We start from the raw sequence: 24,900 nt of genomic DNA on the forward strand, positions 1-24,900 counted from the left end.
AAAGAGGGTGTCCCAAAAGTAAACTCTGGGACACCCTCAGCAGCCAAATTGGATGGGATTCATAAAAAACCAAGGAGCTAGGCGGTCTGTTCTCGCTTAGCTCCTTGGTTTTTGGCGTCCACCGCTGCTTTCTTGAGCAGATTGTGGGCAAGGGAAAGCCACCCCACCTCCAGACTTACTTTGGGTAAGCCTCGAAGCAGGAACCTTTTAAAGCCTCGGTTGTTCTTTACATGGCCAAACACAGGCTCCGGCTCGATCATGCGCCTTACGGCTAGGGCATGACCTTCTTCACTGCGGAGCTTTTGCCTGGCCTGGTTCTTTAGCCGCCAATACTTCATACTCACCTTGATCTCGCGATCACCTTGGGCTTGGGTACACTGCGGTTTTAGCGGACAACCCTCACAGCCGGCGCTTCGGTAATGTCGGTATTCGATTTCATACCCGCTTTCCGTTTTCTCCTTACTCCCTCTTCGAAAATGGAGCGTTTGTCCGGCCGCACATGTCCATGTATCTTGTTCACTGTTATAGGTCCAGTTGTCGATCTTGCTGATGTCTTTTTGCCATGCCTTGCTCTTTTCGCGGTGATACGTGTTGTACTTCACCATGGCTTCGACTTCATTTCGCTCCAAGTAGTCGTAATTTTCTTCACCGCCATAGCCTGCATCGGCGATGACTTTTTTTGGCAGCTTGCCGAACTGCGATTTTATCTTCTCAAAATGCGGGATGAGGCAGCGCGTATCGGTTGGCCGCTGGTGCAAACTGTAACCGATAATGAATTGATTTTCAGTGCCAATCTGAACATTATAGGCTGGCTTTAGCTGGCCGTTTCGCATGTGGTCTTCTTTCATCCGCATAAACGTGGCGTCCGGGTCTGTTTTACTGTAGCTGTTTCTCGTGCCTAAAATCGCTTCCTGCGTCTCATACTTCTGAAGGCGAGGAAGCAAGTCTTTGCGGAGCGTGCGCATCGCCTTCTTGAGCGGCTTGTCCTTTGGTTTCTCCTGCAGACGCTCCTCTAATTGTTTGACGGCTTGCTCCAGCTTTTCACCGGTGAGGGCAGAGGACTCGCCCAGTTCAAGAAGATCCTGGCCCCCGTGAGCACGTTCTTCTTGTTTCTCAGCTTCCTCAATGGCGGCGAACAAGGTTTGGACTTTTTCTTGGAGCTTGGCTTTATGCTTCACTACCGCCTTCCCCCATACAAACGTATATCGGTTGGCATTCGCTTCGATCTTCGTGCCGTCCAAAAATAATGCTCAAGCTGCACGTAGTTTTCCTCGGCCAGAAACTGAAGAACGGCGGTAAACACCGTCTCCAGTACGTTTTTCATTCGCTCTGAACGAAACCGGTTGATGGTGCGGAAATCCGGCTTTTGCCTGGCCGCGATCCACATGAACATGATGTTTTCACGGATCGCTTTGGCGATCTGGCGAGAGGAGTAGATACGCTGCGTGTAGGCGTAAATGATGACTTTGGTGAGCATTTTAGGGTGGTAGCTGTCTCGTCCGCCTCCAGGGTAAGCTGCGTCGAAGATGGCTTCGTCGAGACGATTAACGGCGGCGTTGACCACACGAACGAGGTGATTGGCGGGGATATCTTCTTCTAAATCCATTGGTAAGCAGAGTTGATCCATGGTATATTGAATGTACAAAGAAACNATCCACAAAGTAATGCTCAAGCTGCACGTAGTTTTCCTCGGCCAGAAACTGAAGAACGGCGGTAAACACCGTCTCCAGTACGTTTTTCATTCGCTCTGAACGAAACCGGTTGATGGTGCGGAAATCCGGCTTTTGCCTGGCCGCGATCCACATGAACATGATGTTTTCACGGATCGCTTTGGCGATCTGGCGAGAGGAGTAGATACGCTGCGTGTAGGCGTAAATGATGACTTTGGTGAGCATTTTAGGGTGGTAGCTGTCTCGTCCGCCTCCAGGGTAAGCTGCGTCGAAGATGGCTTCGTCGAGACGATTAACGGCGGCGTTGACCACACGAACGAGGTGATTGGCGGGGATATCTTCTTCTAAATCCATTGGTAAGCAGAGTTGATCCATGGTATATTGAATGTACAAAGAAACCGTCTCCTTTTGGTTTATGGTTGGGTGGTACCTCCATTTTACCAAAGAGTGGTTTCTTTTTGTTTGACGAAATGAAAAAGAGGGTCGCCCCTAGTCATCTATGATGACTTTTGGGACACCCTCTTTTCATTTAAGTTCCGCTTCGGGCCGCCCGATTGCGGCCCGCATTTTTCGCTTGATACAACGCTTCATCGCTTGATTTGAACAGCTCTGGCAACGAGATTACAGCGCCCGCGCGTACGGTCACGACGCCGATGCTGATCGTGTATTCGGGACGCCACGGAATTCCCTCGCTCTCAAGCACAGCTGCACGCAGAGATTCGGCAAATTGATCCGACGCCGGCTCATCCGCCCCCGGCAGAAAGATGGCGAACTCGTCCCCGCCGTAGCGACCGAACAAATCCCCCGCCCCGAGCCGCGGGCGAACCTTCCCGGCGAACTCCTGTAGCAGCTCGTCCCCGACATGATGTCCGAAGGAGTCGTTAATCGTCTTAAAATGATCGACATCTATCAGGATAAACGAGGCCGGCACCGCTTCCTTCCGACATCGGCGCAGCGTCTCCCGCGTATGGTGCATGAAGGCCCGGCGGTTTAGGGCGCCGGTCAGGTCGTCATAGCTGGCTAATCTTAACAATTCTCGGTCCATCCGCTCTTTGGTCAACAGAAAGAAGCCCATATTTCCCAGCATCATAATCGCATACAAGGTAAGGAAGGATAACGTGCGGTAAATGCCGGGCTCCAGCATGTCCACCGGCACCGCGGTGAATAAAGCCAGCGGCGTACGCAGGATCAGGGCGGCCGCGATCGCCAAATACATGTAACCGAGCAGCAGCGACAGCGGGGGCTTGGACGGGGAAGACGCTAATCGGCCGGCGGGAACGGCGATCATCACCGCGATCGACAGCGATACAACGGCGATGCGAAGCGGGGCCGCATTATGCAGGAGAACTACCAGCAAGTAAGCCGCCATACTGCCTGTTGTCCAAGCCGTGTAGAAGCGTCTGGCTCTGGCACCGAATCCGCCGGCTACCTGCAGCAGAGCCGCCGTTTCCAGCGCCACGCCCAGCAGGAAGAACAGGTTGGCCGCAACGATCACGGCCATCCCCGGTGTTTTTTCCGCAACGATAAATAAGCCCCAGGTTATGGCCTGCAGCCATTTGGACGCATAGAACTTGTCGATCGCCGATTCCTTGGAATTACGAAACTTGTATGCGCTAAAGAGAATGACCGCGAGGAGATGGCCTAGCACGAGCAAGACGAACACGGTCTTCATATCCAAATTCAGATCCATCATGAAACTTCCCACCATCTCCATCCGCCATAGGATTCCTCGTCGGAACGATTCTATCTATCATACAACAAATTTCGCCAAAGAGGGACGCAAGATGAAAAAAAGCGAGCTTATCCCCCTGGAATCGGGAGGGAAAAACTCGCTTCTTCGTGATAGGTTCCATCGAGATTATTGCCTGGCTGCTCCCTGGCGGGAGATCAGGAACAACGTGCCCCAAATCAGTACAAAACCGCATACCTGGGCGACGGTAATCATTTGCTGGAAGGCGATCCAGTTCACCAGGACGCCAACCATCGGGAAGCTCAGCTCCGCCAGCGTGGCGACAGAGGCCTTCGTCGTCGTCAGCCCCTTGTAATACACAAGCAGGCTGAGCAGCCCCGGCAGGAGCGCTTGTCCAAGCATATTCAACGACAGCGCGGCGATTTGCGAAGTGCCCGCCGGCAGGTTCCAGGCAGCCCCTTCATTCCATGCGATAGCCAGCAGCAGCGGCAGCGCCAAAATAAACCGCAGCGACGTCACCGTCTCATATTTCAGATGGCCAACCATCATCCGCCCCATCACCGTGGAACCGCCCCATAGCGCAGCGGCACCCAGCGACAGCAGACTGCCGACCTGCACGAAATCGCTCCAGTGCCCGATCGGCATCGTAAACCCGAAGGTCAACAAATACGTCCCGAGCAGCGCAATAAGCAATAAGCCGAAAAAATGGCGCGGCAGCTTCTCCTTAAGCAGCAAACCAGCCAGCAGGATGGCAAACAGCGGCTGCATCTTCTGCAGCAGCAGGACAGCGTTCAGATCCCCGCTCGACAGCGCCATCGTAAACAGAATCGTGGCGATGGCCGAACCGCCCCAAGAGATAAACAACAGCGCGCCTCCTTGACGCCAGCCGAGCCCTTTGAGCTCGGTACGGTTTTTCCACAAGACCGGAATGGCGATCAGTGCGATAATCAGATGCTCGATCAGTACGATTTGCGCCGAGGTGAGCGACTTCAGCAGAATGACCCGAAACAGCGGGTCTACGCCCCACAACGCCGCGCCCAATACGACCAGCCAGAACCCGCTTCGCGATTTCCGAGCCTCCGCCGTCCGGGAGGAGGGATTAACCTGGCCGGATGCGCCTGCCAGCGCCCCCGCGCCCGCTCCGGCCTGAATCCGGAGCCCGCTGCTTGCTTTTGCTTTATCCATCGTGTAAATCCCCTTCTTGAATAGAGGGTCTAAGTAGAAAACCCCCGCATTGACCTTCGGAAAGGTATGCGGGGGCTGACCAAAGAAGCCTGTCAGGCTCCCTGCCGGAACCTGAGCAAACTAGCGCTTGATTGATCTTCTCCCATCCGGACTTTACCGTCGGCCTTGGAATCGCACCAAGTCAGTCGCACGCGGCCGTTAGAAGCCGCAGGCGAGTCGCGGGCTGCAGTTTTCCTACAAGAAAACCTCACCGCCGGTCGGGAATTTCACCCTACCCCGAAGATCTCTATTCATTTAAATTTTTGATAACTTAAGTTGTTTCTATCATACCCCAGGATGTCAAGTGACTCTGTTACAAAAATCACAATGTAAGCCCGAGGTTCCAATTCTTCATCTCATCCCCGTTTGACTACTTCGAAGTTGTTCTCGAGCAGCAGCCAGTTTTGCGGGAAGCTCAAGCCCAGCTTCCAATAGCTCATCCCCCGCAGCCCCAGCTCCTTGATCAGATTAAACTTGGCCTGGATCGAACGGGCATCCTCAAACCATACTTCATGCTCCCGTCCTTCCTCATCCCAATAGTGAAAAAACGGCGCCTGATCCCGCTCGCTGTATTGGATGGCAACGCCGTGCCGCGCCGCAATCTCAATCGCCTGCTGCGGACTGACCGCCCGCGCAGTGCTTCCCTGCACGAAGGGAAGCGTCCAGTCGTAGCCATATAGGTTCTGCCCCATCATGATTTTAGAGCCGGGCATTTCGGTTAACGCGTATTCCAGCACCCGCCGGACCGGACCGATCGGCGATACCGCCTGGGCCGGTCCGCCGCTGTAGCCCCACTCATAGGTCATGATGACAACGAAATCGGCGATTTCTCCGTGCGCCCGATAGTCATGTCCTTCGTACCACAAGCCCTGCTGGTCTGCGCTTGTCTTGGGTGCCAGAGCGGTGGACATCAGCCAGCCCTGCTGCGCAAAGCGCGCTTTGGCCTTGCGCAGAAAAGCGTTGTAGGCCTCCCGATCCTCCGGCCGGAGGAATTCAAAATCGAAGTGGATGTCCCGAAATCCGTATTGATTTGCTGTCGCAACGATGTTGTCGAGGAATCGTTCCTGGATCGGGAGATCGTTCAGCAGGATCCGCCCCAGCTCGTCGCTAAACCGGTCGTTCTCCTGATTCGTGATCACCATCATCAGCACCACCCGGTTCGCCCGGGCAATTTCGGGAAACCCATTCAGCGGCGGCTCCCGAAGCGAACCGTCCCGCTGCGCTTGAAAGCTGAACGGGGCCAGATAGGTCAGATGCCGCGCCGCTTCCCGGGCGCTTTCCTCCAGAGCCGGAGCAACCGTGCCCCCGCGCGGCTCTACATAGGCGTTAAATTCGGCGCTTCTTCTCGGCCGCGGCGGAATGTAGAGCCGGAGTCCAATGGACAGCGGCTGATCCTCAGCAATGGCGTTGACGCGAGCCAGCTCCTGATAGCTGATCCCCCATCGCCGGGCGATGGACCACAAGCTGTCCCCGGACCGGACCCAGTAATAGCTGCCGATGATCGGGATGACCAAGGTTTGTCCAACCACAAGCCGCTCCGGGTTCGGAAGCTCATTGGCTTCAACGATATCTTCATAGGGTACGCCATAAGCTTCCGCGATGCCGTATATCGTCTGGCCCGACTGGACGAGATGAATCTGCATCTGCTCCCCCTCCTTCATATGGATCGTCATACTACCATCCTATGAAGGAGCTGGTTTGGCCTATTCGTGCCGGCGGGACTTACGTCAGAACGCCGGAAGCGCGATCTCGTCGTAGTTGTCCTCCAGAAACTGCTTGACTTCCGGACTGGAGATGGCTTTCGCCAGTTTCTGGATCGGTTCCGAATCACGGTTATCCTCGCGGGCCACCAAAGTGATCGCAAAAGCCGATTCCACGGTTTCCGTCAGCAAGGCGTCCTTCTTCGGCGTGAGTCCCAGCGGGCTGGCATAGGCTGGAGTCATCAGCACCAGGTCGGCGTCATCCAACATCCGCGGCAACATCAACAGGTCAACTTCTTCGAATTTGTAGTTGTGAGGATTCTCTACGATATCGGCAACGGTCGCATGGATGCCAACCCCCTCCTTCAGCTTGACCACGCCGGCTTCATCCAGCATATCGAGCGAACGGCCGCCGTTGGACGCATCGTTGGCAATCACGATCGTCGCCCCGTCCGGGAGTTCGTCCATCGAGGTATAGCGTTTGGAATATGCGCCATAAACGGCGTGGTAAACCGGTTGAACCGGGACAAGGTTGGCCTTTTTGTTCGTATTGTACTCCTCCATCCAAGGCACATGCTGGAAGAAGTTCGCATCCACTTCCTTGTTCGCCAGCGCATCGTTAGGCTGAACATTGTCAGACAACACGACAACTTCCAGATCGATGCCTTCCTCTTTGAGCTGGGGTTTGATCAGCTCCAGAATATCCGTCATTGGCGGAATCAAGGAAGCCACCTTCAACGTGGTTGTTTCCGAAGTATCCGACCCCGCCGCTGCCGGTGCCTCGACCCCCGTCCCCGAATTACCGGATTGCGCCGCGTTCGAAGTATTCGCAGGGTTTCCGTTGTTGCCGCAGGCGCTCAGCACCAGCATCAGCAGCGCGAGCGTCATCATCCATTTTCCTGTTTTTAGCATGGTTTTCTCCCTCCAGATTTAACGTTTATCCAACCATCGGGACAACGCATTTCCTATAAATTGAATTCCTTGTACCAAAACGATCATCAGCAGGATCACCACCGCCATCAGCTCCGTTTCAAACCGCTGATAGCCGTAGCGGATCGCGAAGTCGCCAACCCCGCCGCCGCCGACCACGCCCATTACCGTCGAATAAGAGATGAAGCTGATGGTCGAGGAGGTCAGCCCCAGCACTAGACCGGAACGGGCCTCCACGTATAAAAATTTCAGAACGATCTGTATCCTGGACGCCCCCATGGATCGCGCTGACTCAATCACACCTCGCGGCACCTCCAGCAGCGATTGTTCGACGAACCGCGCATAGATCGCGATTGCGACCACTGCCAGCGGAATGGAGGCAGCCAGAGTCCCGATTGCCGTGCCCACGATCAGCCGGGTCAGAGGAATCATGAACACAACCAGCAGCAGGAAGGGAAAAGAGCGGATGACGTTGACCGCTCCATTCAACAGACCATACCCCAGGCGATGTTCATACAGTTGGCCTTTGCCGGTCAGGTACAACGCCGTTCCCGCCGGCAATCCGAGCAGGATCGCGGCCAGCAGCGCGATTCCCACCATGGCGAACGTCTCTCCGACCGCCTCGCCGATTTGGCTGCGGTATTGGATGAAGCCCTCCCACATCAGAGAGATATCAAACACCCTCACACCCCCGTTTCGCCAAGCAACTGTTCCCGATACGAAGCGCTGTAGCCCGCGATCCCGGCGGTTCCCGCCTTCGCTTGATTTCGTTCGATCGTAAACGAATCGGTCAGCCGGCCTTCTTCCATCACGGACACCCCTTGGCAAATGCTGCGTACGACATCCATCTCATGCGTCACGATGACGATCGTCACCCCAAGCGTTCGATGGACATGCAGCAACACCTCAAGAATCTCGGCGGTCGTCTTCGGATCAAGCGAGGAGGTCGGCTCATCGCACAGCAGGAGGTCCGGTCGGCTCGCCAGTGCCCGGGCGATCGCTACCCGCTGCTTCTGTCCGCCGCTCAGGGCGGCCGGGTATTGGCGGGCCTTGTCTTCCAGACCGACGAACCGCAAGCATTCCCGGACGCGGTCGGTTCGCTCCTGCTTCCGCATGCCCGCAAGCTCCAGCGGAACCGAAACGTTGCCGCTGACCGTTCGGTTATTCAGCAGGTGAAACTGCTGGAAGATCATTCCGATCGACCTGCGCACCTCACGCCGGGCGGTCTCGGGAAGCGCAGTAAGCTCCCTGCCCAATACCGTGACACTCCCCTCATCCGGCAGCTCCAGGGCGTTCATCATCCGCAGCAATGTCGATTTACCGGCCCCGCTGGGGCCAATGATGCCGTGGATCGTACCTTGCGAAACCCGCAGGGATACGTCGCGCACCGCCTCGAAACGGCCGTTCTGCAAATCATAGGTCTTGCTGACATGCTCCAAAGTGATGATACAGCGTTCCCCCTCTCGCTCCATCTTCTGTATTACTTATTTATATGCACTGTTACATTGTACTTTCACCAGTTGATTATAGACCATTAATTACACTGTGTCACTAATTTAGATTAATTATTATAAAAGCGACGGATTCCTTCTCATCGTAAACCTTCGACTAAATAGTTGGCATGACATTGGCAATATCCTGATCTTCGCCCCGCCGTTTCAGCCCGTTTTACCCTGCTGCCCATGGAAAAGCGAACCGCAAAAAGCCCGGCGGGAGACGAACCTCCTGGGCCGGGCTATTCGCATATCGGGATAGATTCAGGGCAACTTACGGCGATTTTGCCGCAATCGAGAATCCGACCGTTTTAGCGTTACTATCCACCGCCGCTCCGGGCCTGGTCGGCATTAAGGTCCGGGGCTGCGTTACTCGGGGCGAGCGCTCTCCTTCGTCCGCTCCGTTTGCTCATACGCCCGCAGGATCGAATCCAGCAAGCCGGGAAAACGAAGGGCCAAATCCTCCTCCCGCACCGACATAAACCGCTGCGTGCCTTGGATCCGGGTGAACACGACACCGGCTTCCCGCAGCGTGCGGATATGGTGGGACAATGTTGACTTGGCGATCGGAACCTCGAAATAATTGCAGGGCTGTTCGCCGCCGCGGCGCATTTCAGCCACTACGCTGAGCCGAATCGGATCACTTAAAGCGTACAATACGGAAGATAACTGAATTTCATCCCGGTCGGGGTGATACAGGACTTTCATCAGGATAACTCCTTTATCTCAAAAATTTGTGATAAATTAAGGATCCCCTATTTACATCATAAGCGAAAGCATGCTATATTTCAATCGTTCGATAACATTCGAACATTAGAACAGAGAAAGAGGGAGTGAAAGTAAACCATGCGTCCGATCTCCACCAAGTCTGAAAATCCCGCCGCGCCGGCTTCCTTGCCTCCCCTCGCCAACGAAGGCTTGTTAACGGCATTGCTCGCTGTTGCGGTCGTGCTGGTCATCATGAACACGGCGATGTTTAACCTGGCGCTGCCGGATGTCACGGAATCCTTTCATTTATCGGCAGCGATCTCATCCCTGATCGTCACCGGCTATTCCATCATGTTCGCTATCTCGTCCATCACGTTCAGCCGTCTGTCGGACTTCCTGCCGATTCGCCGGTTGCTGGCAATTGGACTTACGACGCTTGGGATCGCCGCTGTCGCCGGATTGTTCAGCCCGAGCTTCTGGATGCTGCTCGCGGTTCGCGTGGTTCAGGCATCGGGTGCAGGTGCGGTCGTCTCACTGTCGCTCGTGACCTTATCCCGCTACGTGCCTATCGAACGACGCGGCAAAGCGATGGCCTTGATTATGTCGGCCGTCTCGCTGGGTCTGGGCCTCGGCCCCGTTGCCGGCGGCGCAATCGTTGAATACTTCGGATGGAGATATCTGTTCGTGATCACGGCATTCACGCTGTTATTAGTGCCGCTGTTTCTTCGGCATATCCCGCGGGAACAGCCGGTTCGGGGGGCGTTCGACACCCCGGGCGCCCTATTTGTGGCGGTCGGCACGACCGGTCTGCTGCTGTTTCTGACCGAACATTCCTGGCTGGCACTGGCCTTCGGCGCGGCGGCAATGATCCTGTTCGTCTGGAGAATCCGCACTGCCTCCGACCCGTTCGTCTCCCCTGCGTTGTTCCGCAACGGGTCTTACCTCGCCTTGTCGATCGTCGGCATCGCCGCCTATTTGTGCAGCTTCGCTACCTTGTTTTTGCTGCCGCAAATTTTGGTGCATCAGTTTGGATTAACCGCCAGCCATGCCGGAATGATCATCTTCCCGGGCTCAATCCTCGCGATGGTCGCTTCGCGCAGAGTCGGCTCCGTCATTGATCGTCACGGCAACGGCGCGATTTTACGGTACGTTCCGCTGCTCGTGCTCAGCTCCATGATCCTGTTCGCCTTGTTCAGCGGGCAATCCTGGTTAGCCATCCTGTTCATCTATATGCTGATCAGCTTAGGATTTACAATGCTCTCAAGCAGCGTATCCAACGAAATCTCCCGTATTTTGCCGGCATCTCAGGTGGGTTCGGGAATGGGGCTTTACCAGCTTCTGCAGTTCTTCAGCGGCGCCTTTAGCGTTGCCATGGCCTCCAGTGCAATGGAATGGCAGCACGGTCTCTCGCTGTCTGCAGCCTACTCCAACATTTTCTGGGGACTCATGGTGATGGCGCTGCTCGCCCTCGGCTCGTCATTTGTTTATTTGCGCAGCATGGCCATAAAAGGAAGATCGCAGCAAGGCACCTCTTTTGAAGTGTAAACTGGTTGAATATAATGAAACCCCCTGGGGCTGCAAACGGAACAAATGCTTTCCGCAGCCACCCCAGGGGTTTTGCTGTTGTTCAAGGACATCCCGGACTTACTCGGCTTCCCGTAATCTCTCCACAATCGTGGCTTGAGACATCCTCCGGTAAGAGGACAAGGTCACGATCATAGCCATCCCAAGGAGCAGCGCCAACATACCGGCCATCGGCAACGGACTCATTCGGAAATCCGTAAACGCCATTCCGTTAGCGATCCCCTTGGCTACCCCATACGTTAATCCCATGCCCGCCGTACCCACGATCAGGCCGGTCAGCAATATGCTATAGAGGCCTTCCAGCACGAGCATCGATTTGAGTTGTTTCCGGGTCATGCCAACGCTCTCTAAAATGGCGAATTCGCCCCTTCTTGACCACATGCCCGTAATCACCGTATTGATATAATTTAGGATTCCAATCAAGCCAATCACCACGCTCAGGCCGTAGCCGATCGTTTGAAAGACGCGGATGAAACCTTGCATCTCCTCCTTATAGTCCTCCCGCGACTTCACAATTAAGCTGGGACTAGACGCCGTGAAGGATTTCACCGCCGATTCCGCTTCACCGAGTTTGGCCGGATCGACGTGGAGGGTCACGGACAAAAGGATCGGATCCTTCACCGACTTCACGAACTCGTCCGCCGGCCAAAACACCTTAAAGCCCCCAACGGTGTAGTATTGGGTCCCCGCTGCATACAGCGCATCCGAACTTAATACCGCCATCACCTCGTAGCTCTTGTGGATTCCGTCGAACCGGATTGGGTCGCCCGGCTGATAATAACGGGCATAATGATCGGAGCTCAGCAACGCTTCCGACACCAGCACATAATCGCCTGAAGCGAACTTGTCCCGATCAAACGTCCCGGCGACGATATCCTTAGGTTCGATCACCTCATACCACCCGGGATCCAGGCCATGGAGTTGCAAATCGACAGCCTTATTTTTTAGAATCCAAGACATGGGGGACTCCTCGGGAGCTTCCGTCTTCGACAGAGGTTCAATGACACGTTGGATCTTCTCGTTCAACGGCAGTGAAGCCATACGGTAGTACACTTTGTCCGCGCTCATTACGCCATCGATTTGACTTAACATCCGTGCGAACTCTTCCGTCAAGGCGGCGTTATCGGGAGCCGGGACATCCCCTCGGCCGCCGACCTCCTCCTTGATCACGAAATCCCCCGTAATAAAGCTGTTTAAATATTTATTGACGCTAAACGAAGAAATGACCGTATGAATCACGCTGAACAAAATCAGGCTTAACGACAAGGAGGCCAGCATAAGCAGCAGTTTCTTTTTGGATCGAAACAGATTCGCGAAAGCCATACGCGTGAGCTTAGCCCCCTGCGACGAACGTTTTACCTTTCGGCCCAAGCCCCGCCCCTCGTTCCCGGCGAGACCCGAATATTTCACGGCTTCGACCGGGGAAATTCGCGACGCAGTGCGCCCCGGTTTACTGGCAGCGATCCGTACGGTCAGATAGGCAAAGAGAGCCGCCACGATAAAGATCAAAGGGTTGCCGGAGCTCACCGTCTCCTCCGTTGCTTCGCTGGATAATCCGCCGATCAGCGGCATCAGCCACACCCCCGTTCCGTATCCTAGAGCCAATCCAATGGGAAGGCCCACCAGATAGAGAAGGTTCGCTTGCTTGGAAACGACACGTTTGAGCTGGCGCGGAGTGGTACCGATGGTTTTCAAGAGACCGTAAAACTTAATGTCCCGTACGACAGAAATATGAAAAATGTTGTAGATCAGCAAATAACCGCTGACCATGATGATGAGGATTAAGACGAGGAAAGCCGCTACGCTCGTCGGATCTTCCTCCAGGCCGACGCTGCTATAGGCCCAGTTCACCCCGTATGGAGCATCTATTCCGGTATCCGACAGTACCTTTTGCAGCTTCTTCTCAATCCCAAAGGAATGGTCAAACATGACATCCAGCCGAATCGTATTCACGTAACTGCCCGTTTTCCGAGTCTGCTCCGGATCCAGCCGGGATAGGTGTTGCTGGACGAAAGCTTCCGATACGAATGCCATCCCCGCCATCGACAAGTTTCGGTCCGCCGGAAAATACCCTGCCAACACAAACTCCTCCGTCACCGCTTGTCCGTCGATATCCAGATCCAGCTTCACCCGGGCCCCCAGTTCATGGGGGACACCCAGCAAATCAAGCACCCAGGTACTCGTCGCAATCCCTTTTCCCTCGGTTGGCAAACCGCCTTCCTCGAATCGGATGAAGCTGTGTTTGGCCTCGTTCTCGTCGATTTGATCAACTTCCAGCGCCGTGCCGCGAAAGACATCGCTGGTTGCTCGGCCGACCAATACGGATTGGCCGTATTCCTTGATCAACGGATGCTGCCGGAGCTTCTCCGCCTCGGCGGGGGTAAGGTATTTGAAGCTGCCGTGATAATCCCCGCCGGCCGTCTTCATCTTGGTTAACTGCATCGATTCATTAATGCTGAATGCCATTGTAAACACCGAAGTGAGCAGCAGCGTCGTTAGCACAATGGCACTGACGATGATCGCATTTCGCGGCAGATTCGCCTTCAGACTTCGATTGACGATCGTCGTAACCCCGGTTCGGTTAGTCGCTGACATCCGGCGCCCCCGCCTCTCTTCCGGCTTGTCCTGAACGGCTGACGATTCGGCCGTCCTCGATCCGCACGATTCGATCCGCGGTAAGCGCGATCTCCTCATTGTGCGTAATCATGACCATCGTCTGGTGGAACCGCTCGTTCATCAGCTTCAGCAGGACCATCACTTCCTGACTCGTTTTACTGTCCAGGTTGCCGGTCGGCTCGTCCGCCAATACGATGGAAGGCTTGGTAGCCAGCGCCCGGGCGATCGCCACCCGCTGCTGCTGTCCGCCGGACAGATTCGCCGGCAGATGATGCACCTTATCGGACAACCCAAGCGCCGCGATCACTTGATCCACATGCTCCTGATCCACGCGAGCGCCGTCCAGCTCAATCGGCAGCACGATATTTTCGTACACATTCAAAATGGGAATCAGATTGTAGCTTTGAAACACGAAGCCAACCGACCGTCTCCGAAAGATCGTCATCTTCTCGTCATTCATGGCATAAATCTCGTTTCCGTCCACGTGCACCTTGCCTTCAGTAGGGCGATCCAGCCCGCCCAGCATGTGGAGCAGCGTGCTTTTTCCACTGCCGCTTGTGCCCACGATCGCGACGAATTCGCCTTTATCCACGCTCAGCGTAATGCCGTTCAGCGCCTGGACGGCGTTCGACCCTTGGCCATATCTTTTCTTCAACCCTTCAACTTGCAGGATCGGCATGCCGGTTTCTACCTCCCTATATATAAATCCTGTACTTGTTTCGTACAGGACTTAATGTAGCAGAACAATCTTACGGCCGGATGTCCGAAAAATAACAGGTTCGACATAATCCCCGATCCCTTACAGGCTGGGCAAAAATAAAGAGAAAACCGAACCTTCGCCGGGCTTGGACGACACTTTGATGTATCCGCCCTGAGCTGCAAGGATCTCCCGGGCCAGATACAATCCGATCCCAACGCCTTCGTATTGGGCGACTTGCGGGCTGCGATAAAATCGCTTGAAGATCTCGTTCCATTCTTGCTCCGCGATGCCCATCCCCTGATCGGCGACATCGATGCGGACGAACATTTCCCCCGCAAGCACCGAAATTTGGATGCCGCTCCCGGCGGGGCTGTATTTGACCGCATTTTCCAACAGGTTGAACAAGGCTTCCCCCGTCCATTTGGGATCATGTCTTGCCGAGACTTCGGGATCGCAATCCAAGGCGATTTCAATGCCTTTGCGTTCTGCAGCCGCATAAACCTGCGAGACCGCTTGCGTGATCGTTGGGATCAGCGGGGGCGTTACGTTGGTTTGCAGAGTGATCATCCCCGTCTCAAGCCGAGACATTTTGACCAGGGACCCGATCAGCCAATCGAGCTTGGCGGCCTGGGACTTGATCTGCGCCGCATACTGGCGGGCCTCCTCGTCCAGTTCCGGGATTTCCGTCAGCAGTTCCCCGTACAGTATGATGCTGGACAGCGGCGTTTTCGTCTGATGCGAAATATCGGAGAGCAGCGTCTGAAGCCGGCTGCGCTCCGCTTCGACTTGCCCTTCGCGCGCCCGGGCGAGCTCGACATAACGGAACACCTTGTTCTCGAGCGCGGAAAGCTCCGTCTCCTCATAGCCGGTGAGACGCGGGTGACCGGCGATCGCCGTATCGACGATATCATACGCTGCCCGAATAGCAGTTGCGGATCTCACCCGCAGTGTCCGGACGAAAGAGCCGGCAACGAAGAGCAACGCTGCGCCGAAGCCTACAGGAAGCCACAGCGGCGGGGCAAAGATTTCCCCGGACCAAGCCCAGACCGCCAGCGGATAGCCGAGCACTAGGAGGACAAACAACGCTCCGTACGCCGCATATAATTTCCCGAAGGCCAAGGGGTTCCGCCCCGCGATGCCGGCTTGTCCCTCAGATTGCAGAAGGAGGCGGCGACCTGCGGCATCGACACGTCCGCTCCCGCTAACGGATTCCTCGCCGGTTGTCATGCCTGCACCTCCGCCGCATCGGTCCAGACATAACCTAAACCGTATACCGTTTTGATCCATTTGGGCGCGGAGGGATCGTCCTCGACTTTGGCTCGCAATCGCTTGATGGTGACGGTTAGCGCATTTTCATCCACAAATTGGGCTTCTTGCCCCCAGACAAGGTAGATCAATTGATCTCGCGTCAGGATTTGTCCACGGTGGTTCACCAGAGCTCTCAGCAGCTTCTGCTCCGTCACGCTAAGCGACAGGGGGGCGCCCCCCTTGCGGTAATCCATTTTTCCGAAATCCAGCGCCAGAGCGCCGATATTCACTTTATCCTCGCGTTCCGGATCGCAGCGCCGCAGCACGGCCATCACCCGAGACCGCAGCACCATCAGACTGAACGGCTTCGTGATGTAGTCATCCCCGCCCAATTCGAAGCCCATCACGATATCGGACTCCATGTCATTGGCGGTCAGGAAGATCACGGGGAGCCGCGAAGTCTCCCGGAGCTTGGCGCAGAAATCCAAGCCGCTCCCGTCCGGCAATCTGACGTCCAGCAACACCAGATCAATCCCTCCCGCCGCAAGCCTTGCTTCCGCCCCCGCCAAATCATAAGCCTGTTCCACGGCCATTCCGTCCCGCGCCAAGGTCAGCGCGATCCCTTTGTTTAAGCCCGCGTCATCTTCTACGATCAGAATCCTCGTCATGATCTCAGGTCTTCCCTTCTTCCGGTCATTCCTACATGCCGATTATACATGAACATGCCCCCGAAACAATGTATCATCGATGACAAAGATAACAACAAACGCCGCAAACCTGTGTGCAGGCAGCGGCGTTTTTAAGCTAGACGAGTTGTTCATTATTTCTTCCGGTTCCGCAGCTCCTTCATGATCTTGCGGCCGGTTGGCGTTTGTGCCAGCCCGCCCTGCGCGGTCTCGCGGTGGCGGCTGGGCATCGCCGAGCCGACCTCCAGCATCACGTCGATGACTTCGTCCGACGGAATTGCGCTGCGCACGCCGGCCAGCGCCATATCGGCGGCGGCCAGCGCGTTCACCGCACCGAAGCCGTTGCGCACGATGCAGGGAATTTCCACCAGGCCGCCGACGGGATCGCAGATCAACCCTAGCGTATTCTTCAGCGCGAGGCCGACGGCATGCACCGCCTGCTCCGGCGTCCCTCCGCGCAGCTCGACCATCGCCCCGGCCGCCATCCCGATCGCCGACCCGATTTCCGCCTGACATCCGCCTTCCGCGCCGGAAATAAACGAATTGTTGGCGATCACGTAGCCGATGGCTCCGGCGCAAAACAACCCGCGCACCAGGTGCTCATCCTCCCAGCCGAAGCGTTCCTGGGCACTGACGAACACGCCCGGAATGATGCCGCAGGAGCCCGCCGTCGGCGTGGCCACGATCCGGCCCATCGAGGCGTTGACCTCGGACACCGCCAGTGCGTAAGCCATGGCCTGGCAGGCGATATCGCCGACGGAAGCCTCCCCGCGCTCGCGATAGGTCTCAACTCGTTTGGCGTCACCGCCCGTCAGGCCGCTTGTCGAGACGATATCCTCCGTCAAACCTTTGCGTACCGCCGATTTCATGATTTGATAGTACTCGCCCATTACAGCCAAAATTTCCGTTTCCGATTGCCCGCTCTCCGCCGCCTGGTCCTGAATCATAATTCCGGAAATGGTCTGGGATTCCCGGTCACACAACGCGACCAACTCCCGTAAATTGCTAAAGCGCATCCCGCTCTCTCCTTTCCTATCGTGTCAAATCAATAGAGACCACCTGGTTGACATGCTCCAGCGATTCAATCGCCTGCACGAGTTCCGGCGGAATCGACGAGTCGGCTTCCACCACGGTCAGCGCCTCGCCCGTGCGTCCTTTCCGGTCGGTGATCATGTACCCGATGTTGACGTACTCCCGGCTGAACAAGGCGGTGATTCCTGCCAACACCCCTTGGCGGTCGTCATGGAAGATCACCAGTGTCGGCAGCTCGCCCGAGCTTTTCACCTCAAAGCCGTCGATGTTGCGGATCACGATCGTTCCACCGCCGATGGAAGCGCCCGTTACCTCCGTATGCCGGCCATCAGAGCCGGTCAGCGTGATTTTCACCGTATTCGGATGGGCTCCCGGCAGAACCCCCGTGGAGAACACCACCTCTATCCCCTGCTCGGCAGCGTCCTGCAGCGAATGACGGATCCGTTCGTCGTCCGTTTGATAGTCGAGAATGCCGCCGACCACAGCCAGGTCGGTCCCGTGTCCGCTGTACGTTTCGGCAAAAGAGCCGTAGAAGCAAATCGCTGCCTTGGCCGGCAGGCCTCCAAACCGTTGCCGGGCAAATCGTCCAATCCGCACCGCGCCGGCCGTATGCGAGCTGGAAGGCCCGATCATCGCGGGACCGATAATGGAGAATACATTTTTGAAACGCATGGATTCACCTCTCCTTTTGTTCGGAAACAAGATAACCCACCAGCCCGGGACGGAAAAAGAGACAGGTCAAAAAGGCCGCTGCCCTTTCGCTCTGTCCCCGTTACCTGAAAGTTTAATGTTCCCGGTTACGCCTTGATCCGGGATCCATGTACCTCTTGGGTGGCTGATCGCTCTCTCCAGAGTGGCGTCCGATCATGGTCCTTGTACCTGAGAGATTCGGCTGCCGGCTTGCAGGGCCGACCCTTTGCTCCTTCGGTGCCGCTCTTTGGCTCGTCCTTCCGGCCGAACCTGCGGACTCTCCCATCATCCTCATTCGCCTGTATGAATTGTATTAATGTAAAACGAAGTTAGCAAGATGTCAAGATAACTTACATAACATTACGTATTTCGTCAATCTATTCTAGTCCTATTTTCCTATTTTTATGTGAAAATATGGTTATTTTTCATATCGAACCACTTGTATCCTTAATTTTACAGATATATACTATCTCCAATAACTCCAGATTTTACCTTTCGAGCGATAAATGGTTGAAAATAAGTGCACTCCGTGTCAGCTTTCCTTCACATCAGGATGACTTGCTTATCCGTTACCCTCACCCTTCACAGCCGGCTTCAACTTCTCATCCACCATGGCTTACCCGCATTTGCATCCCTGACTTCGATTAAGGAGGTGATGAACAAAAGGACGCTTGCTCTTGCTCGATCCGTTACCAGACATAACGTGTCCGGACCTTGCTGAACGTTGCTCCGGGCGGCCGCCAAATTTAAAACCTCATAAAAGGGAGTGAAGAAGTTGATAAGTCTCAAGAGATTTCGCAAGCCTTTCTCACTTGGCATGTCGATCCTTCTAGCCTTGACCCTCGTACCCGCAGCCTCCGCCGACAGCAGCGGAGTATCGGGCAAAAGCAGTCTGAAGTCGACCGCGCCCCACGTGGCCGAAGCCAAAATCGACGCCAAATTGCAGACTCAGTTTAAGCAGGACGACTTCGTCACCTACCTGGTCAAACTCAAGGAGCAAACTGATACGACCTCGGTCGCCCAGCTCGCCCTCCAGAAAGCCAAGCTGGAGAAGGCAACGCCTTCCGCTGCTAAGCTCTCCGCCCGGACTTCCGTCGTCAGCGCACTGCGCGAGACGGCCTCCCGCACCCAGTTTGCACTGGATGATTACTTGCGGAAAGCCCAGTCGTCCGGAGAAGTGAAGGACTACCAAAGCTACTTTATCGTAAATGCCATGGCTGTGACAAGTACAAAAGAGGTACTGGAGCAAATCGCCCTTTTTCCTGAAGTGGAGAAGATCCTTCCGAATGAAGAACGCCATCTGCAAAAGGTCGAAGTTCATAAAGAACCGGCAACCCTGCCTGCCGTAGAGACGCCTTCCGCGAACCCTGTAGACGATCGGACGTCTCCGCTTGACGGCGCAAGCAAGGCCTCATCGAACGTCTCGCCCAGCAGCATCGAATGGAATATCGCTCAAGTCAATGCTCCCCAGGTTTGGGATATGGGCATCGACGGGACCGGCATCGTTGTTGCCAACCTTGATACCGGCGTCGAGCTGAACCATCCAGCCTTGAGAAGCAAATGGCGCGGGTTCGATGCCTCGGGCAATATCGTCGATCCCGAGCTCAGCTGGTACGATCCGCATAGCCACGCTTCGCTCCCTACGGATGGCCACGGCCACGGCACGCACACCATGGGAACGATGGTGGGCTCGGAGCCGGACGGCTCGAATCAAATCGGCGTCGCGCCCGGAGCTAAATGGATCGCGGTCCGCATCTTTAACCCCTCCACCACGGACGCAATCATTCTGGACGGCGGCCAGTGGCTGCTCGCCCCGGTGGATGCCGAAGGGAATCTCCATCCCGAACTGGCCCCCGATGTCGTCAACAACTCCTGGGGCGGGGGATCGGGGATCGACGAATGGTTCCGCCCGATCGTGCAAGCCTGGAGAAGTGCGCAGATCTTCCCCGAGTTCTCAGCGGGCAATGTCGATGAGTTCAACCCGGGCGGTCCCGGCTCCGTAGCTGCGCCGGCCAACTATCCCGAGGCGTTCGCCACCGGCGCTACGGATATTCAGGGCCAATTGGCTGACTTCTCTTTACGGGGACCTTCTCCTTACGATGAAGTCAAGCCGGAGGTGTCCGCACCGGGCGTGAACATTCGCTCCTCTGTTCCCGGCGGAGCCTACGAAGGCGGCTGGAACGGCACCTCGATGGCGGGTCCGCATACGACGGCGATCGCCGCCTTATTGTTGCAGGCCAACCACTCTCTGACGGTAGATCAGTTGGAGGAGATCCTGACCAGCACCGCCACGCCGAGGACGGACAGCGAATATCCCGCATCGCCCAACAATGGATACGGGAGCGGGATTGTGAACGCACTGGATGCCGTCGGCTCCGTCCTCGAAGGGGTCGGCACCGTCTCCGGTCGCGTGGTGACCGGCGGAGAAGACCTGGACGAGCCGGTTCTCGAGCATACGCCGCCTGCCTTAGTATATGAAGGATTTGACGTGACGTTATCCGCTCGCGTGAGCGATCAGGTTGCCGTCACTTCCGTCGAGGTTTACGCCAAGGAAGCGGGAACCAGCCATTATTTATATCTTCCGGCCAAACGGGTCTCCGGGAACGAGAAGGATGGCGTATATGAAGCAACCGTCCCCGCCTTCCTGATCGGAACCGCTGGACTGGAGTATTACATTCGGGTAAATGACTACGGCAACAACGGGTTTGACAGCAAACCGTACGTCGTAACGGTCTCGGCCGGTATCGAGCCCGGATATCTGCAGGACTTCGAGTCGGAGCCCCTCGGCTACCAATCCGGGGGAACCGGCAACACCTGGGCTTGGGGAACGCCGGTCAGCGGACCGGGGAGCGCTTATTCCGGCGACAAGGTGTACGCCAGCAATCTGACCGGAAGTTACGCCTCTGGGGCCGACTCGTATCTGCTGACGCCGCCGATCGATTTGACGGATAGTCCGCGAGGGGCGCTGCTTTCTTTTAAACATTGGTATGACCTGGAAGCGGGCCGCGATTTCGGCACAGTGTACATCGCTTCCTTGGACACCGACTACGCCTTCGTGCCGCTGGCGGAATTCACCGGCGCGAGCGGCGGGTGGAAAACGCAATACCTGGACCTGCGCGATTATGCCGGCGAACAGATTTACCTGCAGTTCGGACTGAGCAGCGACGGCTCGGTGCAGAAGGCCGGCTGGTACCTGGACGACTTGTCGCTGCAAGCCCCTGACGCCACCGCACCGGAGGCGCCCGCCGATCTGACCGGTTCCGTGAACTTTACCGGCAGCGCCGAGCTGTCCTGGTCCCCGTCCGCCGATGAGGATGTGAAGTTGTACACGGTCTATCGCTCGACCACTTCGGGCTCGGGTTATGAGGCGATCGGAACAACCGGCCAGACGGAGTTTACCGACACGGCAACCGAAACGGACCATACCTACTATTACGCCGTCACCGCTATGGACTACAGCGGGAACGAAAGCGCCAAGTCCAACGAGCTGGAGCTGACGGTCGTCCGTCCGGCGACGGTGTTCAGCGACAACTTCGACGGCAGTAACGACAACGGTTGGACACACAGCGGCACGCGGGACGAATGGGAACGCGGCACCCCGGTTGCACCCGGACCGGCCAGCGCCGTTTCCGCGCCGAACGTTTGGGGAACCGATCTCGACAACAGCTATGAGAATGGAGCGAACGCTTCCCTCGTCTCCCCGACGATCGATTTGAGCACCGTCGATCAGGCCACGCTGGTATTTGATCATTGGTTCGAAATCGAAACCAACTACGATAAGGGGTACGTCGAGATCAGCTCCGATGGCGGGAATACGTGGAACGAACTGGGCAAATTCTCGCATAGCACGAGCGGCAAGCAGTGGAGCCCGGTTTACTACAATCTCGATGCCTACGCCGGGGAACAAGTCCAGGTCCGGTTCCGACTAACGACGGACAACAGCCTCGTGAAAGCCGGCTGGTACATCGACAACGTTCAAGTGCTAAGCACAACGACGCCGGAATCTCTGGTTACGAGAAACGTGCTTGGCGAAGCAGATCCGAAAGCGGACAAGGCGGTGAAATCCGGACCTGCCTATAAGCTGATTCGGACGAGCAAAGACGAATACGAACAGCTCATGAAGCAAGCGAAGCCTGCCGATGACCTCGGCATCCGCAGCCTGCCGGCCAGCGCAACCGTGACCGTGCTGGAAACCGGGCGCTCGGCGAAGACCGATCCCGCCACCGGACGGTACAGCCTGAACCACGTCGCCGGGGATTACACGCTGAAAGCGGAAGCCTACGGGTATTATCCGCAAACGACAAAGGTCACCATCGCCGATCAGGTGAACGCCAAGGCGAACTTCAGCCTGCAGCCGATTCCGAAAGGAACTCTCAGCGGGACGATCACCGATGAACGCACCGGAGAGCCGATTGAAGGCGCTGCGGTGATGGTGCTTGAAGATGCAACGATCGCGCCTCAATCGAGCGCAGCCGATGGCAGCTTCTCGTTCGAGGTGCTGGAAGGCACGTATACATTGTCGGTCCGAGCGAACGATTATTACGGGAATACGTTAACCGTTACGGTACCGCCGAATGGAACCGCCGACGGATCGTTGGCGCTCAAGCCGTTCGTGGGCTTGCCGGGCGAAATCGCCTACGATGACGGCACAGCGGAAAATGCCTGGGCATTCAACGCGGCCAACAACGCCTGGGCGGTTCGCATGACGCCGGACGCCGGCGCGGCGCAAGTCACCGGTGCGTCGATCCGATTCTGGAACACCGAATGGCCGATCCCCGGCGGAACCGCCTTCCAATATGCCGTCTACGATGCATCGGGTCCGGACGGAGCGCCGGGGCGGTCGTTAGCCGGTCCGTTTGACGGCACCGCGCTGCGCAACGACCAATGGACCGTGCTCGAACTGCCGGATCCGGTCACCGTTGAAGGCGACTTCTATATCGTGTACATTCAAACCTTGGCCGGAACAAGCGCTCCGGGGTTAGCCGCCGACGAAACCGGCCCGAACGCCCATCGCAGCTGGAATCGAATCAACGGGGCATGGAGCCTGACGGACGAAGAAGACGGCAATTTTATGATTCGCGCAACCGTGCGTTATCCGGTGAACGCACCGGTCATTACGGCTCCTGCGGACGGTTCTTACACGAATCAATCCGCTTTCACCGTATCCGGGACCTCGCCGGCAAACAACGCGGGCGTTAAGGTGTATAACGGGACCGAGCTGGCGGGCGAAACCACGGTCGAAAGCGGACTGTTCCATCTGCCGATCGAGCTTCATGAGGGAGCCAACGTTTTGTCCGCCGAAGTGATCGTGAACGGGAAAACAACGGATCGCTCGCTCCCGGTCACCGTTACGCTGGATTCCACCGCTCCGGAACTGGAGGTCGTTTCCCCGGTGGACGGCTTCCGCACAAATTCGGAGGTGCTGAACGTGACGGGTTCTGCGCTCGATGAGTTCCTCAGCAAGCTGACCGTCAACGGACAAGAGGTTCCGCTGGAAGGCAGCGGCGCATTTGCATACCGCATGCTGATGAACGCCGGCGAGAATCGGATCACCGTTACCGCGTCGGACCAGGCCGGGAACGAAACAACGGTCACCCGGTCCGTCTACGTGGACACCGAGCTGCCGGAAGTCGCCAATCTGTCGCCGGCAGAGGATGTCCGTCTGACAGCGGGAGAGGCGCTGACTGTCTCCTTTGACAGCGTTCCGGGACTAACGGCTTCGTTCCGCATCGAATTGCCGCTGTCGTTATCCGGCGGCGCGGGCAACGGGATTCCGCTCACAGAAACGACGCCGGGGCATTACGAGGGAACGTATACGACGCCCGCATCGCTTGTTCTGGAAGGCGGCCTGATCGTAGTTACGGTCCGCGATGCGGCAGGGAACAGCGGTGACTTCCAGACGCCGGGCCGCTTGTACGTCAGCGCACCGGGCGAAGATCCCGGGGGCGATCCGGGAACCCCCTCGAACGTCCCGCCAGTGGCCGCGATCCATGCTGTAGAGCGCGCGGCTAAGAATACGCAAGTCGACTTTGACGGGTCGGCCTCCTCGGATACCGACGGCCGGATCGTCCGCTACAGCTGGTCGTTCGGTGACGGCGGCACGGAGCTTGGCCCCAAAGTTAAACACCGCTTCTCCGCCGCCGGAGGGTATACCGTCACCTTGACGGTGACCGATGACGATGGCGCGGTGAGCAGCGTGGTCCACAAAATCGTGATCCGTTAATCCTCGGACTCGATCCGGAAACAGATCGGCCCCAAGCGGTAGATGTTCGCTTGGGGCCGATTTTTTAATTAAGATTAAGAAAGCTTTAGGACCTGATCCCATATATGTTTCAGTTTACCTGCCAACTCGGGATCCTCTTGTTGAGCTGCGGAGAAAAGGTATTCCTGATCAACATTCTCCTGCTGTGCTGTCAGCAAGTAAATTGCCCACTCCTCGCTGCGCTTGTCACTCCAATATAAGGCGGCTTTAAGCCGGTCCAGCACCAAATCCTCTATCCCGATCACGTAACAATAGCCTTCGGGCGTGCTTAGCTTGATGATTTTATCCTTGGAGCCCGCCAGCGTATCGCTTGGAATCTCAATCGGCATATCCAGTTCCTGCGCATAATAATGCCTGCGATCAGATGTCCGCTCAAAACCCAGCAACTCAAATAACCGGCGCGCTAAATCGTCCCGAATCATCACCAAATCGATATCCGCCGTCTTATAGCTGCCCGAAGTATACAATTCCACCGCATGGCCTCCCACAATCACGGCGGGATCTGCCCCGACCTCGTCGAGCAGCGGAGTTAATATCCCCATAGCATAAAACTCTTTCCAGTTTGCTCGCTCAGGATCGGCAGCAAGATCATGCAGTCGTTGTTTCGCCTCGATCAATTTTTCCCGAAACCCTTCACTTTCCCATATGGTAGACAATGACGTCCCTC

16 protein-coding genes, 2 pseudogenes and 2 riboswitches are annotated in these 24,900 nt (G+C 56.4%); of the genes and pseudogenes, 2 read left to right on the forward strand and 16 right to left on the reverse strand.

Features of this window, described 5'->3' with window-relative positions; all coding sequences use genetic code 11:
• Positions 1 to 77: 77 nt before the first annotated feature.
• From BN3795_RS23555 to BN3795_RS23595, 9 genes and pseudogenes are all read right to left on the reverse strand, one after another.
• Positions 78 to 1,645: pseudogene (locus BN3795_RS23555) on the reverse strand (IS1182 family transposase).
• A gap of 7 nt (positions 1,646 to 1,652) precedes the next feature.
• A pseudogene (locus tag BN3795_RS25380) lies at positions 1,653 to 2,063 on the reverse strand (transposase); the annotation flags it as partial.
• 136 nt (positions 2,064 to 2,199) lie between these two features.
• The gene (locus BN3795_RS23565) at positions 2,200 to 3,363 is read right to left on the reverse strand and encodes a GGDEF domain-containing protein (RefSeq protein ID WP_198524821.1); all 1,164 of its coding nucleotides are present in this window, start codon (positions 3,361 to 3,363) and stop codon (positions 2,200 to 2,202) included.
• Between the two features lie 165 nt (positions 3,364 to 3,528).
• On the reverse strand, positions 3,529 to 4,545 hold the full coding sequence (locus BN3795_RS23570; RefSeq protein ID WP_110945358.1) for a DMT family transporter: 1,017 nt from the start codon (positions 4,543 to 4,545) through the stop codon (positions 3,529 to 3,531).
• Between the two features lie 130 nt (positions 4,546 to 4,675).
• Positions 4,676 to 4,833: riboswitch (FMN riboswitch) on the reverse strand.
• Between the two features lie 107 nt (positions 4,834 to 4,940).
• Positions 4,941 to 6,227 carry a glycoside hydrolase family 18 protein gene (locus BN3795_RS23575; RefSeq protein ID WP_068787244.1) on the reverse strand — a complete coding sequence of 429 codons (1,287 nt, stop codon included), beginning with the start codon at positions 6,225 to 6,227 and terminating at the stop codon, positions 4,941 to 4,943.
• Positions 6,228 to 6,311: 84 nt separating this feature from the next.
• Positions 6,312 to 7,196: a MetQ/NlpA family ABC transporter substrate-binding protein gene (locus BN3795_RS23580; RefSeq protein ID WP_068787122.1), complete on the reverse strand. Its 885-nt coding sequence runs from the start codon at positions 7,194 to 7,196 to the stop codon at positions 6,312 to 6,314.
• A gap of 18 nt (positions 7,197 to 7,214) precedes the next feature.
• A complete protein-coding gene (locus tag BN3795_RS23585; protein ID WP_068787245.1) occupies positions 7,215 to 7,877 on the reverse strand; it encodes a methionine ABC transporter permease in 663 nt (220 codons plus the stop codon).
• A gap of 20 nt (positions 7,878 to 7,897) precedes the next feature.
• Entirely contained in the window at positions 7,898 to 8,662 is a 765-nt protein-coding gene (locus tag BN3795_RS23590) for a methionine ABC transporter ATP-binding protein (RefSeq protein ID WP_198524828.1), read from the reverse strand.
• 414 nt (positions 8,663 to 9,076) lie between these two features.
• Positions 9,077 to 9,415 (reverse strand): ArsR/SmtB family transcription factor, encoded by a 339-nt coding sequence (locus BN3795_RS23595; protein WP_068787124.1) that lies wholly within the window; start codon positions 9,413 to 9,415, stop codon positions 9,077 to 9,079.
• 138 nt (positions 9,416 to 9,553) lie between these two features.
• On the opposite strand from BN3795_RS23595, the gene BN3795_RS23600 reads away from it, so the two are divergent.
• Complete coding sequence (locus tag BN3795_RS23600; protein WP_068787125.1) at positions 9,554 to 10,960, forward strand: MFS transporter; 1,407 nt, start codon at positions 9,554 to 9,556, stop codon at positions 10,958 to 10,960.
• Positions 10,961 to 11,059: 99 nt separating this feature from the next.
• Here BN3795_RS23600 and BN3795_RS23605 read toward each other — a convergent pair whose 3' ends face one another.
• From BN3795_RS23605 to sdaAB, 6 genes are all read right to left on the reverse strand, one after another.
• Positions 11,060 to 13,594: an ABC transporter permease gene (locus BN3795_RS23605; protein WP_068787126.1), complete on the reverse strand. Its 2,535-nt coding sequence runs from the start codon at positions 13,592 to 13,594 to the stop codon at positions 11,060 to 11,062.
• Entirely contained in the window at positions 13,581 to 14,294 is a 714-nt protein-coding gene (locus BN3795_RS23610; RefSeq protein WP_068787127.1) for an ABC transporter ATP-binding protein, read from the reverse strand. Before BN3795_RS23610 ends, BN3795_RS23605 begins: the two co-directional genes overlap by 14 nt.
• 120 nt (positions 14,295 to 14,414) lie before the next feature.
• Positions 14,415 to 15,542: a sensor histidine kinase gene (locus BN3795_RS23615; RefSeq protein ID WP_110945359.1), complete on the reverse strand. Its 1,128-nt coding sequence runs from the start codon at positions 15,540 to 15,542 to the stop codon at positions 14,415 to 14,417.
• The gene (locus tag BN3795_RS23620; RefSeq protein ID WP_068787128.1) at positions 15,539 to 16,231 is read right to left on the reverse strand and encodes a response regulator transcription factor; all 693 of its coding nucleotides are present in this window, start codon (positions 16,229 to 16,231) and stop codon (positions 15,539 to 15,541) included. Before BN3795_RS23620 ends, BN3795_RS23615 begins: the two co-directional genes overlap by 4 nt.
• Before the next feature lie 152 nt (positions 16,232 to 16,383).
• Positions 16,384 to 17,265: an L-serine ammonia-lyase, iron-sulfur-dependent, subunit alpha gene (sdaAA, locus tag BN3795_RS23625; RefSeq protein WP_068787129.1), complete on the reverse strand. Its 882-nt coding sequence runs from the start codon at positions 17,263 to 17,265 to the stop codon at positions 16,384 to 16,386.
• 16 nt (positions 17,266 to 17,281) lie between these two features.
• Entirely contained in the window at positions 17,282 to 17,953 is a 672-nt protein-coding gene (sdaAB, locus tag BN3795_RS23630; protein WP_068787130.1) for an L-serine ammonia-lyase, iron-sulfur-dependent subunit beta, read from the reverse strand.
• 185 nt (positions 17,954 to 18,138) lie between these two features.
• Positions 18,139 to 18,266, reverse strand: a riboswitch (glycine riboswitch).
• Positions 18,267 to 18,746: 480 nt separating this feature from the next.
• On the opposite strand from sdaAB, the gene BN3795_RS23635 reads away from it, so the two are divergent.
• Positions 18,747 to 24,194: a S8 family serine peptidase gene (locus tag BN3795_RS23635; RefSeq protein WP_068787131.1), complete on the forward strand. Its 5,448-nt coding sequence runs from the start codon at positions 18,747 to 18,749 to the stop codon at positions 24,192 to 24,194.
• Between the two features lie 74 nt (positions 24,195 to 24,268).
• On the opposite strand, the gene BN3795_RS23640 is transcribed toward BN3795_RS23635, so the two are convergent.
• Positions 24,269 to 24,889 (reverse strand): hypothetical protein, encoded by a 621-nt coding sequence (locus tag BN3795_RS23640; protein ID WP_068787132.1) that lies wholly within the window; start codon positions 24,887 to 24,889, stop codon positions 24,269 to 24,271.
• Positions 24,890 to 24,900 lie beyond the last annotated feature (11 nt).

This window comes from Paenibacillus phocaeensis (assembly GCF_900021165.1).
Lineage (GTDB): Bacteria > Bacillota > Bacilli > Paenibacillales > Paenibacillaceae > Fontibacillus > Fontibacillus phocaensis.

What these genes read in the sequence shown, in the direction of transcription:
- BN3795_RS23585 (WP_068787245.1), bottom strand. Translation starts at nt 7,877, where the DNA reads ATGTGGGAGGGCTTCATCCAATACCGCAGCCAAATCGGCGAGGCGGTC.
- BN3795_RS23605 (WP_068787126.1), bottom strand. Translation starts at nt 13,594, where the DNA reads ATGTCAGCGACTAACCGAACCGGGGTTACGACGATCGTCAATCGAAGT.
- BN3795_RS23615 (WP_110945359.1), bottom strand. Translation starts at nt 15,542, where the DNA reads ATGACAACCGGCGAGGAATCCGTTAGCGGGAGCGGACGTGTCGATGCC.
- BN3795_RS23600 (WP_068787125.1), top strand. Translation starts at nt 9,554, where the DNA reads ATGCGTCCGATCTCCACCAAGTCTGAAAATCCCGCCGCGCCGGCTTCC.
- BN3795_RS23565 (WP_198524821.1), bottom strand. Translation starts at nt 3,363, where the DNA reads ATGATGGATCTGAATTTGGATATGAAGACCGTGTTCGTCTTGCTCGTG.
- BN3795_RS23575 (WP_068787244.1), bottom strand. Translation starts at nt 6,227, where the DNA reads ATGCAGATTCATCTCGTCCAGTCGGGCCAGACGATATACGGCATCGCG.
- BN3795_RS23595 (WP_068787124.1), bottom strand. Translation starts at nt 9,415, where the DNA reads ATGAAAGTCCTGTATCACCCCGACCGGGATGAAATTCAGTTATCTTCC.
- sdaAA (WP_068787129.1), bottom strand. Translation starts at nt 17,265, where the DNA reads ATGCGCTTTAGCAATTTACGGGAGTTGGTCGCGTTGTGTGACCGGGAA.
- BN3795_RS23620 (WP_068787128.1), bottom strand. Translation starts at nt 16,231, where the DNA reads ATGACGAGGATTCTGATCGTAGAAGATGACGCGGGCTTAAACAAAGGG.
- BN3795_RS23570 (WP_110945358.1), bottom strand. Translation starts at nt 4,545, where the DNA reads ATGGATAAAGCAAAAGCAAGCAGCGGGCTCCGGATTCAGGCCGGAGCG.
- sdaAB (WP_068787130.1), bottom strand. Translation starts at nt 17,953, where the DNA reads ATGCGTTTCAAAAATGTATTCTCCATTATCGGTCCCGCGATGATCGGG.
- BN3795_RS23580 (WP_068787122.1), bottom strand. Translation starts at nt 7,196, where the DNA reads ATGCTAAAAACAGGAAAATGGATGATGACGCTCGCGCTGCTGATGCTG.
- BN3795_RS23610 (WP_068787127.1), bottom strand. Translation starts at nt 14,294, where the DNA reads ATGCCGATCCTGCAAGTTGAAGGGTTGAAGAAAAGATATGGCCAAGGG.